The 12,676-nt window shown below is 62.3% G+C and carries 8 protein-coding genes; 5 read left to right on the forward strand and 3 right to left on the reverse strand.

What is annotated here, in order from left to right:
* Positions 1-70: 70 nt before the first annotated feature.
* Positions 71-451: a DoxX family protein gene (locus D3879_RS11040; RefSeq protein WP_119954288.1), complete on the reverse strand. Its 381-nt coding sequence runs from the start codon at positions 449-451 to the stop codon at positions 71-73.
* A 331-nt stretch (positions 452-782) separates the two neighbouring features.
* On the opposite strand from D3879_RS11040, the gene D3879_RS11045 reads away from it, so the two are divergent.
* The 4 genes from D3879_RS11045 to D3879_RS11060 all read left to right on the forward strand — a co-directional run bounded on the left by D3879_RS11045 (position 783) and on the right by D3879_RS11060 (position 7,897).
* Entirely contained in the window at positions 783-2,114 is a 1,332-nt protein-coding gene (locus tag D3879_RS11045) for a deoxyguanosinetriphosphate triphosphohydrolase (RefSeq protein ID WP_119954289.1), read from the forward strand.
* Positions 2,115-2,233: 119 nt separating this feature from the next.
* A complete protein-coding gene (locus D3879_RS11050) occupies positions 2,234-3,295 on the forward strand; it encodes an FUSC family protein (protein WP_119954947.1) in 1,062 nt (353 codons plus the stop codon).
* A 93-nt stretch (positions 3,296-3,388) separates the two neighbouring features.
* The gene (locus D3879_RS11055; RefSeq protein ID WP_119954290.1) at positions 3,389-6,346 is read left to right on the forward strand and encodes an HD domain-containing phosphohydrolase; all 2,958 of its coding nucleotides are present in this window, start codon (positions 3,389-3,391) and stop codon (positions 6,344-6,346) included.
* A 57-nt stretch (positions 6,347-6,403) separates the two neighbouring features.
* Positions 6,404-7,897: an MltF family protein gene (locus tag D3879_RS11060; RefSeq protein WP_119954291.1), complete on the forward strand. Its 1,494-nt coding sequence runs from the start codon at positions 6,404-6,406 to the stop codon at positions 7,895-7,897.
* Between the two features lie 56 nt (positions 7,898-7,953).
* On the opposite strand, the gene D3879_RS11065 is transcribed toward D3879_RS11060, so the two are convergent.
* On the reverse strand, positions 7,954-8,301 hold the full coding sequence (locus D3879_RS11065) for a YggL family protein (RefSeq protein ID WP_119954292.1): 348 nt from the start codon (positions 8,299-8,301) through the stop codon (positions 7,954-7,956).
* A gap of 252 nt (positions 8,302-8,553) precedes the next feature.
* On the opposite strand from D3879_RS11065, the gene dacB reads away from it, so the two are divergent.
* Positions 8,554-10,011 (forward strand): D-alanyl-D-alanine carboxypeptidase/D-alanyl-D-alanine endopeptidase, encoded by a 1,458-nt coding sequence (dacB, locus tag D3879_RS11070; RefSeq protein WP_119954293.1) that lies wholly within the window; start codon positions 8,554-8,556, stop codon positions 10,009-10,011.
* 227 nt (positions 10,012-10,238) lie between these two features.
* Here dacB and rlmKL read toward each other — a convergent pair whose 3' ends face one another.
* Entirely contained in the window at positions 10,239-12,485 is a 2,247-nt protein-coding gene (rlmKL, locus tag D3879_RS11075) for a bifunctional 23S rRNA (guanine(2069)-N(7))-methyltransferase RlmK/23S rRNA (guanine(2445)-N(2))-methyltransferase RlmL (protein ID WP_119954294.1), read from the reverse strand.
* Positions 12,486-12,676: the final 191 nt, after the last annotated feature.

The raw sequence follows: 12,676 nt of genomic DNA on the forward strand, positions 1-12,676 counted from the left end.
CCGCGCTTTGTTAACGTCCAAACCCAATCGACGCCAAACGCCCCAGGCGCTCAGCGTCGGCTCGAAACCCTTACTTGCCGCGCCAAGCATCGACGCTGAAGGCGCCGCCCCCCTGCACGTAGAGCAGAAGAAAACCGCCAGCCATGGCGAAGTTTTTCATAAATATGATCATCTGGATTTGATCGCTCCAGTTGCGATGGAAGATCAACGCCGCCGCGAGACAGAATCCCGCCAGCGCTAGAGCGGCCCAGCGGGTAAAAAAGCCGAGGATCACAGCAAGGCTACCGCCGATTTCCAGCATGATCACCAACGGCAACAGCGCACCGGGTACGCCCATGCTCTCCATGTACCCCTGCGTGCCTGCGTAACCGGCACCGAGCTTGCCCAAGCCAGCGAGCAGGAAAATATGGGCGAGGAACAGCCGTGCGATCAAGACGATTGCATTATTCATACACCCTCCTTTTGAGAGAAAACCGCTTCATCTAGCGCCTACCATCGAGCTCACCGGCCTGCTTTAGTGGCTCCGCTCATGTAGGGGGGTGCATATGGGGGAGCAACACAACTTAGTGATACAAGCCCTAGTGCTGGCGGGATGCCTCCATTCGCACCTTTGATTGACCTTAGCAACGCTAAACGCCGCTCGCCACCCGCGGCTAGATTGAGCGTCGACCAGACAGTGCCTGCAAACCAGACCGACTAGCACGGCGAAGCCTGGAGACTTGCAGCCAAACGCCGGAACCCCGAAGCTAGAGCCATCAGCCACTGAACGGCGAGGACTGGCTTTGGATTGGCAAACACTGCTTAACCGTGAACGTCTCGGCAAACCAGCGCATAGCGCTAATGAACTGGGCCGCAGCCCTTTTCACAAAGATCACGATCGGATCATTTTCTCCGGTGCGTTTCGCCGCCTGGGCCGTAAGACCCAGGTGCATCCGGTCTCCAGTAACGACCATATCCACACCCGCCTGACCCACTCGCTGGAGGTCAGTTGCGTCGGCCGCTCGCTGGGGATGCGTGTCGGCGAAATGATCCGTGATGCCCTGCCCGAGTGGTGCGAGCCGAGTGATCTGGGCATGGTCGTGCAGTCCGCCTGCCTGGCCCACGACATCGGCAATCCGCCCTTTGGCCACTCCGGCGAAGATGCCATCCGCCACTGGTTTCAACAGGCCGCCGGGCGCGGCTGGCTGGAGGCGATGAGCGAGGCCGAGCAGCGCGACTTCCTCAACTTCGAGGGTAATGCCCAAGGTTTTCGCGTACTCACCCAACTGGAGTACCACCAGTTCGATGGTGGCACGCGGCTGACCTACGCGACCCTCGGCACTTATTTGAAATACCCCTGGACCGCTCGCCACGCCGAGGCGCTCGGCTATAAGAAGCACAAATTCGGCTGTTACCAGAGCGAACTGCCGCTGCTCGAACAGATCGCCCACAAACTCGGACTGCCGCAGCTCGAGGACGAGCGTTGGGCGCGCCATCCGCTGGTGTACCTGATGGAGGCGGCGGATGACATTTGCTACGGCCTGATCGACCTGGAAGACGGCCTGGAGATGGAGCTGCTCGACTACGCCGAGGTGGAGTCCATATTGCTCGGCCTGGTCGGCGACGATCTGCCGGAAACTTACCGCCAACTGGGCCCGCAGGACTCGCGCCGTCGCAAACTGGCGATCCTCCGCGGCAAGGCTATCGAACACCTGACCAACGCCGCCGCCCGAGCCTTTGTCGAGCAGCAGGATGCATTGCTCGCCGGCACCTTGCCAGGCGATCTGGTCGAGCATATGCACGGTCCGGCCAAGCGCTGCGTACTCGGTGCAAAAAATATGGCGCGGGAGAAAATCTTCCAGGACAAACGCAAGACCTTGCATGAGATCGGCGCCTACACCACCCTGGAGATTCTGCTGAATGCCTTCTGCGGCGCGGCGCTGGAGCAACATGGCGGGCGCACGCCGTCGTTCAAGCATCGGCGCATTCTCGATCTGCTCGGCAATAACGCCCCGGACCCAGCATGGCCGCTGCATAAGTCCTTCCTGCGGATGATCGACTTTATCGCCGGGATGACTGACAGCTACGCCACGGAAATGGCGCGAGAGATGACTGGGCGCTCCAGCCCGGTGTGATGCGGCGTGCCGCGGTGTTGGAGGGTGACAGCGTCGAGCAACACCTATGCTAGGTAGTGGGGCAAGCCGACAGGGGAATCACCCGAGTGGCTTTTTGCAACTTTTAGAGACTGCTGATGATGCGCAAGGTCTTGCAGCAAGCCTTCAACTGGCATTCCGGGCCGCCGACCTGGGGCCCGGCCATGGTCGCCGGTCTTGGCTGCGCCCTGCCCTTGTTACTGGGCCTGTTCAGCGCCCACCCGGGCTTTCTCTGGGCCTCGGCGGGGGCCTTTCAAGCGGCTCAGGCTAATCCCCTGCACCGCTTCGGCATGTTGCGCATGTTGCTGTTGACCGGGCTCGGCGCCTGGAGTGCCGGGCTGGGGTTCTGGGGGGCGGAGCAACCCTTGATCAGCTTGGCGCTGTTTGCCAGCTTCGGCTTCCTGCTGGCCTGGCTGCAACGCTTCGGTGCGGAAGCCGGCAAGTTCGGCATCGGCCTCGCGGTGTGCCTCTGCCTGGGGCAAGGTCAACATGGCATTGGCAGCCTGAATAATCCTTATGCGGTGGGCATGCTGTTCATCCTCGGCGGGCTCTGGGTCACTCTGCTCGCCTTTGGCCTACGCGGTCTGCACGGGTTACGCATGTGGCCGCGCATGCCGCGGCTGTTAGGTCTGTTGAAAGTGCTGCGCCGGCATGCCCGGCGCTTACCGCAACAACAGTGGCGGTTGCACGCACTGGGCTGCACCTTGGCCTTCGCCCTGGCCGGCCTGACAGTCGAGCTGGCTGAGCTGTCACGCGGTTATTGGTTGACCCTGGCGGTGATCACCACCCTGCAGCTGGAATTCCAGGGCAGCCTGGTGCGCGCCCTACAATCCAGTCTCGCCAGCCTGTGCGCGGCAGCCCTGCTGATTTACCTCGGCCACAGCCTGCAAAGCCCGGCGCTGATGGTGGCCACCATGTTGCCGCTGATTACACTGAGCCGCGCCTTCCAATCCCATCACTACGGCCTGTTCGTACTCCAGAGCACGCTGTGTTTCGTACTCCTGGCCGAAAGCTTGTCGCAGGATTGGCACCTGGCGCAGGTGCGGCTGTTTAACTCGTTGATCGGCGTCACGATAGCCTTGTCGGTTGCCCTGTTGATGTACGGCCTGCGGCAGTATCTGGCAAAGCACCCCACGCCGGCGCCAGACGCGCCCTCCCAGTAACGCGCTCGGTGGATCACTCTGTGCGCCGGCAACTTAAGCCGACCTTCACTATGCTTGCGGGGCACTGCTGCGCCATCCATGGAGTGAAGCGTGATGCCCAGAACCGCCCGAGCAGTTGAACGCCGCTTTCCCTTGCACGTGCATATCAGCGCACTCTTTACCTTTCTCCTGCTGTTCACTGGCGTAGTGCTTGGGCTGTTCAACTATCGGCAGACCAGCCGGATCATCCTCTCCAGCAGTGAGCAGCTGTTTGCTCGGATCAGCCAGGATGTGGAAACCGATCTGCGCCACACCTACCAACCGATCGATCATCTGCTCAGCCTGCTGGCGCTGAACGAGGACAATCAGGCCACCGACAGCTATCAGCGCGAGGCGCTGGTGCGCCCCTTCGTCCAGGCCCTGAACGACAACCCCAAGCTGGCCTCGCTCTACCTGGGCTATGACGACGGCGACTTCTTTATGGTGCGGCCCTTGCGCAGCGCCGAACTGAAGCAGCAGTTCTTTGCCCCCGACAACGCCGCTTATCAGGTCTGGATGATCGACCGCAGCGGATATGGCCGCCCCCAGTCCGAGACGCTCTACCTGGATGACACGCTCAACCTGATCAGTCGCCGCCAGGAACTCAACGAACGCTACGATCCGCGTAGCCGCCCCTGGTTCAAGGCTGTCCGCGAGAATGCCGAGCAGATCACCACCGCACCCTACGTATTCTTCTCCACTGGCGCGGTCGGCACCACCCTGGCGCGGAGCAGCGGAGCGACGGCGGTGCTGGCCGCCGACCTGACCCTGGCCGACCTCTCAGCCACCCTGGCCCAGCATAAGGTCACGCCCTCCACCGAGTTGGTGCTGTTCCAGCCGAATGGCCAGGCGGTGGCCTACCCGGACACCCGCAAGTTGACCGTGCAGAACGGCACCCAGGCCCAGCTGGCCATGGCGCGCGATTTCAGCCCGGCCTTGGCGGCGCTGATCGACGCAGGCCTGGACGATCACCAGCAAGGCACCCTGACGCTGGCCAAGCGGCGCTGGGTGATGGCGCAACGTCATCTGCAGGCAGGCGGCCCACAAGGGCTACACCTGGCGCTGCTGGCGCCGGAGGACGAGCTGTTGGCCGAGGCCTACCGCATCCGCTGGCAAGGCGCCATAGTCACGCTGGGCATTCTGTTGCTGTGCTTGCCGCTGGGCTGGCTGAGCTCGCGGATCATCGTCAAACCACTACGCGCCCTGGTCGGCGAGGCCGAGGCGATCCGCAGTTTCGACTTCGTCTACCCGGCCAGCGGACGCTCGTCGGTGCTGGAAATCGACCAGTTGGCCGTCTCCATGGCACACATGAAAGAAACCATCTCCAGCTTCCTCGAGATCACCGCCAGCCTGTCCGCCGAAACGCGCTTCGAGGCGCTGCTCGAACGGGTATTGCAGGAGACGGTGGACATCAGCGAGGCCCAGGGTGGACTGATCTATCTGCTCGACACCGACAGCGGTCGCCTGGAGCCGCACGCCCTGTTTCTCTCCGGCAGTCAGCACAGCCTCGAGCAGCACGGCATCCCCGGCTATGCCAAGGGCGACGGCGCCATGCCGTTCTGGCTGCAACAGCCCGCTGACGGCGGAGAAACCGCGGTGCTGTCGCTCGGTTTCGACCAGGCCGACGCCTTCCAGAGCCTGCTGCGCACCCTCGACAGCCCGCGCATCCATTTGGTCAGCTGCGGCCTGCACAACCGCCAAGGCGAGACGGTCGGCGTGCTGGTGCTGCTGCAGCGTGACACCGGCCAGGAGTCCGAACTCGCCCTGTTGCGCCCGGAACGCATCGCCTTTGTCGAGGCGGTTGCCGGGGTCGCCGCATTGTGCATCGAGAGCCAGCGCCTGCTGGAGAAACAGAAGCAACTGCTGGCGGCCTTTATCCAGCTGATCGCCGGCGCCATCGACGCCAAGAGTCCCTACACCGGCGGCCACTGCCAGCGCGTGCCGGAGCTTACCCTGATGCTCGCCCGTGCCGCCGCCGCCAGCGACGAACCGCTGTTCCGCGACTACCGGCCGAGTGCGGAGGAATGGGAGGCGCTGCATATCGCCGCCTGGCTGCACGACTGCGGCAAGGTCACCACCCCGGAATACGTGGTGGACAAGGCGACCAAGCTGGAAACCCTGTATGACCGCATCCACGAGGTGCGCACACGCTTCGAGGTGCTCAAGCGCGATGCCTGGATCGCTTACTGGCAGGGCATCGCCCAGGGCGGCGCGGAGCCCCGCCTGGCGGCGCTGCGCGACGCGGCGCTGAGTGCGCTGGATGAGGAATTCGCCTTCGTCGCCCGCTGCAACCTCGGCGGCGAGGCGATGGCCGAGGCCGATCTCGAACGCTTGCAACAAATCGCCGCACGGCCCTGGACGCGCACCCTAGACGACCGCCTCGGCGTGTCCTGGGAAGAGGCCAAGCGCCAGCAACGCAACCCGGCGCCGACGCTGCCAGTGCAGGAGGCACTGCTGGCGGACAAGCCGGAGCACCTGATCGAGCGCCCGGCCAACGAACAGATGCCGGCCGATAACCCCTGGGGCTTCAAACTGGACGTGCCGCAGCACAAGTTCAACCGCGGCGAGCTGTACAACCTCGGCATCGGCCGCGGCACGCTGACGACGGAGGAGCGCTATATCATCAACCACCACATCGTGCAGACCATCCTGATGCTCAGCCACCTGCCCTTCCCGGCGCACCTGAAGAATGTGGCGGAGCTCGCCGGCGGCCACCACGAGAAGATGGACGGCAGCGGCTACCCGAAACGCCTGAAGCGCGAACAGATGAGCCTGCCGGCGCGGATGATGGCGATCGCCGATATCTTCGAGGCCCTGACTGCGGTGGACCGACCCTACAAGAAGGGCAAGCTGCTCTCCGAGGCGCTGGGCATCATGGCCGGCATGTGCCAGGGCGCCCACGTCGACCCGGACCTGTTCGGCCTGTTCGTCCGCAGTGGCGTCTATCGACAATATGCCCAGCGTTTCCTCAAGCCAGAGCAGATAGATGCGGTGGATCCGGCCAACATCCTCGCCAAGGCCGGGCTAAGCTAAAAGGTATTCACTCTGCCTCGGCCATTCGGCCTGAATCACCAGCGCAGGAACATCTCCATGCGTGGGTTTCGTAACCGGCATGACTCCCTGTGGCGCTCGCTGGCCGCCCTGCTCTTACTGTCCCTCGGCCTCAGCGCCCAGGCCGCGCTGTCCGACCTGCCCAGCGCGGAATTGACCCCCGCCGAAGAAGCGGAAGTCGACGCCATGGTGCTGCCGGTGCCGGACGCCTGGACCGGCGACTTCGATGGCATGCGCGAACGCCGCCTGGTGCGCGTGCTGGTGCCTTACAGCAAGACCTTCTATCACGTCGACCGCGGCCGCCAGGGCGGGACCGCCTACGAGTCGGGCAAGGCGCTGGAGGACTGGCTGAACAAGAAGCAGCCGCTCCAGGACAAATCCCTGCGTTGGCGGGTGATGTTTATCCCGGTCGCCCGCGACAAGCTGATGCCCAGCCTGCTGGAGGGGGCCGGCGATATCGCCGTCGGCGGCCTGACCATCACCACGGGCCGGCTGCAGACGGTGGACTTCGCCGCCCCCTTCGCCAGCGGCATCCGCGAAACCCTGGTCAGCGGCCCCCACAGCAAGCCGATCGGTAAGCTGGAAGAGCTGGCCGGCGAGGAGGTGATGGTGCGCGCCTCCAGCAGCTACTTCGAGCACCTGAGCGACCTCAACCAGCAGTTCAAGGAACAGGGCCTCGAGGCGATCAAGGTCATCCCCGCGGACGAAAACCTGGAGTCCGAAGACCTGCTGGAGATGGTCAACGCCGGCCTGATCAACGCCACCGTGGTCGATCGCTACCTCGCCACTATCTGGCAGCCGCTGTACAAGGACATGGTCGTCCACGACGAGTTCTACCTGCGCCAGGACAGCGAATTAGCCTGGGCCATCCGCAAGAACAGTCCGCAGCTGAAAGCAATGCTCGCCGGCTTCGTCAAGCAGCACAAAGTCGGCACCGCTTTCGGCAACACCCTGATCAATCACTACGTCAACAATCCCAATCGAGTGCTCAACGCCACCAACGAGGCCGAACTGCAGAAATTCAACGAGCTGGTCGGGCTGTTTCGCAAGCACGCCGGCAGCTACGACTTCGACTACCTGATGCTGATGGCCCAGGGCTTTCAGGAGTCCCAGCTCGATCAGGGCGCGCGCAGCCAACGTGGCGCGGTGGGTGTGATGCAACTGCTGCCGAGCACCGCGGCGGACTCGACCGTGGCCATTCAAGGCATCGACAAGAGTGCGGACAAGAATATCGAGGCCGGCAGCAAGTACATGCGCCTGCTCGCCGACAAGTACCTGAACGACCCCGAACTGACCCCGGTGAACAAGACCCTGATGACCTTCGCCGCCTATAACGCCGGCCCGGGCAATCTGCGTAAGTTCCGCCGGCTGGCGGAGAAGTCCGGGCTCGACCCGAACATCTGGTTCCAGAACGTCGAGCACGCCGCCGCCCGCGTAGTGGGCCGCGAGACAGTGGATTACGTCGGCAATATCTACAAGTACTACGTCGCCTACAAACTGGCGCAGGGCCGGCAAAAGAAGACGCAGCGCTGAGTTTGACGGTCGGGGATTAGCGGATAAACCAAGGGGGCCATATGGCCCCCTTGGTTTTACGCGTCTTGCGGATTGATCGAGTTGTCCGGATACCAGACGTCGATCAACGGGCTAGCGGTGAAGTCAGTCACTTCGCTACGACCCTTCAGCCAAGTTTCGACCGCGACACGCTGCTCTTCGCTGACCGAGCCACGCTTGGCCAGGCAAACCAGGCCATAATCATCGCCGCCGACATAACCCAGACCATTGCCGGTCATGGCTTCACGCAGGAACTGGTCGAGGAAAGCGTCAACGGCTTCATCAGCCAGATCTTCTTTAAAGTTCAGGTTCAGCTCAAAACCCAGCTCCTGGAATTCATCCACGCAGAGTTTTTTGCGCAGACGGCGGGAACGGTTAGTAGCCATGGAACAATCCTCAAGAGTGATAACGCGCGGCACTTTAGCAGTTTAGCCACCGACTTGCCCGACTCTCTGCCCCAGGCGACATCATCTACCCGCAAAAAATAGGTTCTTACGCTAGTCGCAGAGCGGCGCAAGCATGTTGAGCTTCGGGCATAATGCTCAGCACTTTCCCAAACTGCTGTGGGAACCCGCGACCATGTCATCTTTTCTTATGTCATTTTTCTTTTTTGGCCCTTGCCTGAAGGGTTTCTGCCAATGATCAAAACACTTCGTCACCTGGCATTCGCCAGCTTGCTTCTGCCAATCGCCTTGCCTGTCACTGCGGCTCCGATCAACAGCACCCTGCCGCCCTTGGTCGAGAAGGCGCTTAAAGCCGGCAAAATTAGCAACGATTCCCTTTCCCTGGTACTGCTGCCGCTCAACGGCCCCGGCACGCCGACGTTGATCAATGCCGACGTGTCGGTCAACCCAGCGTCGACCATGAAGCTGATCACCACCTATGCCGCGCTCGAATTGCTCGGCCCGACCCACCAGTGGAAGACTGAGTTCTACAGCGACGGCCCACTGAAACAGGGAGTGCTGCACGGCAACCTGTACCTCAAGGGCGGCGGCGATCCCAAGCTGAACATGGAGAAACTCTGGCTGTTGATGCGCGACCTGCGCGCCAATGGTGTACAGCAGGTCACCGGCGATCTGGTGCTCGACCGCAGCCACTTCATGCAACCGCAGTTGCCGGCCTTCAATGACGATGGCGGCGACGAGAACAAGCCGTTCCTGGTCGGCCCGGACTCATTGTTGATCAACCTCAAGGCCGTGCGCATGATCAGCCGCGCCGAAGGCGGCAAAGTCAGCGTAGCCATGGAGCCACCACTGACCAACGTGCGTATCGACAACCGCGTGAAGGCCCTGGGCAAAGGCAAGTGCACGGGGAATGTCCGCTTCAACCCGGTCAGCCAGTTCGACGGCACTACGCTGGTCGTAACCGGGCAGCTGGCTGAAGGCTGTAGTGCACAGTCCTATCTCTCGTTACTCGATCACGCGGGCTACGCCGCAGGCGCCGTGCGCGCCATCTGGCAAGAGCTGGGCGGCAGCATCCTCGGCAAAGACCGTGTTGACGTCGTACCGAAGAACGCCACCCTCCTCGCGCGGGCCTTCTCTCCCGATCTGGTTGAGATCATCCGCGACATCAACAAATACAGTAACAACACCATGGCCCGACAGCTGTTCCTCAGCCTCGGCGCACAATTCCGTAACGCAGAGGATGGCGACGACGCCAAGGCCGCGCAGCGAGTGATCCGGCAGTGGCTGGCCCGCAAGGGCATTACTGCGCCACACCTGGTCATGGAGAACGGCTCTGGCCTGTCGCGCGCGGAACGTGTCAGCGCACGGGAACTGGCCACCCTGCTGGAAGCCGCCTGGAAGGGCCCCTACGCCGCCGAGTACATCAGCTCCCTACCCTTGGTGGCGATGGACGGAACCATGCGTAAACGCCTGAAACGCACGCCTATGGCGGGCGAGGCGCATATCAAAACCGGCACCTTGAACACTGTGCGCGCCATTGCTGGTTACAGTCGCGATATCAATGGCAATAGCTGGGCCGTCGTTGCCATTCTCAACGACCCACGGCCGTGGGGCGCCTCGGCGATCCTCGATCAGGTACTGGTCGATCTGTACCGCCAACCGAAAGCCAGCGCTAACACCGCACAGCGCTGAGAACCTATTCCAAAACCGTTGGCGCGTAGGTTGGCGCTGAGCCAAAGGCGATACCCAACAAGGAGTCGCTTCGCGACTCCCGTACTCGGATTTGAATGTGATAGCCCGGCCTTGCAGGCCGGTTGTTGGGCATCACTGCGTTCAGCGCCAACCTACGTTCAGCACCTACGTTCAGCACTAACCTACGTCCTCCATCGTCATCCCCGAAGGCGGGGACCCAATAAAGGTCAGCGTGCAGTCAAGCGCCAAGCCCGGTGGATCTTCGAATTACGCGCGAAGTCCGGGTCCAGGGTCGTCGCACTGATCTCCTCCACCACATAGCGCGCCGCCAAGCCTTCATCGAGCTGGAATTTGCGGAAGTTGTTGGAGAAATACAGCACCCCGCCGGCCGCCAAGCGCGCCATGGCCAGGTCAAGCAACTCGACATGGTCTCGCTGGACGTCGAACACCCCCTCCATTCGCTTGGAGTTGGAGAAAGTCGGCGGGTCGATAAAGATCAGGTCGTACTCCTCCCGATCCGCCGCCAACCAGGTCATCACATCCCCCTGCTCCAAACGGTTCTTGTCGGAGAAACCATTCAGCGACAAGTTTCGCCGCGCCCAGTCGAGGTAGGTCTTCGACAAGTCGACGCTGGTGGTGCTGCGCGCCCCGCCCTTGGCCGCATGCACGGTGGCCGTGGCGGTGTAGCAATACAGGTTGAGGAAACGCTTACCAGCAGCTTCACGCTGGATGCGCAGGCGCAGCGGGCGATGGTCAAGGAACAAACCGGTGTCGAGGTAATCCGTGAGGTTGACCAACAACTTCACCCCGCCTTCGCTGACCTCGGTAAAACGCCCTTGAGTCGCTTGACGCTCGTATTGCTTGGTGCCGCTCTGGCGCTCACGGCGCTTGATGATGACTTTCGCCTTGTCGACATTGAGCGCCTGGGGAATCGCCGCCAACGCATCGAACAGACGAGCCTGGGCCTTCTCCGGGTCGATCGAGCGCGGCGGTGCGTACTCCTGCACGTGCACCCAGTCGTGATAGAGATCGATCGCCAGGGCATACTCCGGCATATCGGCGTCATACACGCGATAGCAGTTGACACCTTCACGACGAGCCCATTTACCCAGCAGCTTGAGGTTTTTTTGCAGACGATTGGCGAACATCTGCCCGCCTTCGCTCAAGCGCGCCTGCTCGATTTGGGCTGGCGCCTGGTTGCTTTCGACCTTTTTGTTGTCAACCTCTGGCTCCGACTGGCCTAACGCGGCCTGTTCACGCTCACGTTCGCGTTGCTCAGGGGTACGACGCTCGCCGGTGACGAACTGCTCGGGCTGCACTTTGATCAGAAGCAGCTTGCAGGGCAGCGCGCCGTTCCAGAAGGCGTACTGCTTGTGGCTACGAATGCCCATGCGCTTGCCCAGATCAGGCGCGCCAGTAAACACCGCCGCCTCCCAATTCATGCAGGCCTGGCGCAGACGCTCGCCTAGGTTTTGGTAGAGGTACAGCAGGCTCGCTTCATCACCCAAGCGTTCGCCATAGGGTGGGTTACAAACCACCAGCCCAGTCTGATTCTGATCCGGGCGTGGCTCGAAGGTCGCCACTTCACCCTGGTAAACCTTGATCCAGTTCGACAGCCCGGCGCGCTCGATATTGTTTCGCCCCGGCTGGATCAGTCGTGGGTCGGCCTCATAACCACGAATCCACAGCGGCGGCTTCGCCAACCCGGCTTCGGCACGGGCCAGGGCTTCGGCATGGAGTTTTTTCCACAACGCCGGCACATGCCCCAGCCAGGCCGAGAAGCCCCAGCGCTCGCGCTTGAGGTTCGGGGCGATATCCGCCGCGATCATCGCCGCTTCCACTAGGAAAGTGCCGACACCGCACATCGGGTCCGCCAGCGCACCGCCCGCCGCGGCAATTCGCGGCCAGCCAGCACGGATCAGAATCGCTGCGGCGAGGTTTTCCTTGAGCGGCGCCGCGCCCTGCTGCAGGCGATAGCCACGCTGGTGCAGGCTGTGACCGGAGAGGTCGAGCGAGAGAATCGCTTCGCCGCGATCCAGGCGCAAATGGATGCGCAAGTCCGGGTTCATCTTGTCGATTGAGGGCCGATCGCCCGTAGCAGTACGCAGCTTGTCGACGATCGCGTCCTTGACCTTCAGCGCACCGAAGTGGGTGTTGTCGATGCCGGAACCATTACCGCTGAACTCCACCGCCAGGCTGCCCGTCGGCTCCAGGTGCTCGGCCCAGTCGACCTCCAGTACGCCCTGGTAGAGATCGTCCGCGTTACTCATGGGGAAACGCTTGAGTACCAGCAACACGCGGTTGGCCAGGCGCGACCAGAGGCACAGGCGGTAAGCCGTTTCCAACTCGGCGAAGCCGCGGATTGCCGAGGTGTGCTCGCGGGTTTCCTCCAACCCCAGACCGGTTGCTTCTTCAGCGAGCAGCCCTTCCAAGCCCTTGGGGCAGGTGAGAAAGAGTTCATAACGATCCGACATGTATATATCCAGTGCCTAAGCAATGTGCGGCGAGCAGTTTGCGCTGCGGCGCCAAGGTTAAAAACCGTGGTTCTACCCAACGGTTCCGCGACACCAGGGTGGGTCGCTCATCGAACCCGGCCTGGAGGGCCTGGGCTCGACATCAGCCAAATCTGGTCGCGTTGCAACTTGCAGGGAGCCTCGTAGCTAGC

It is taken from the genome of Pseudomonas cavernicola, assembly GCF_003596405.1.
GTDB classification, from domain to species: Bacteria; Pseudomonadota; Gammaproteobacteria; order Pseudomonadales; family Pseudomonadaceae; genus Aquipseudomonas; species Aquipseudomonas cavernicola.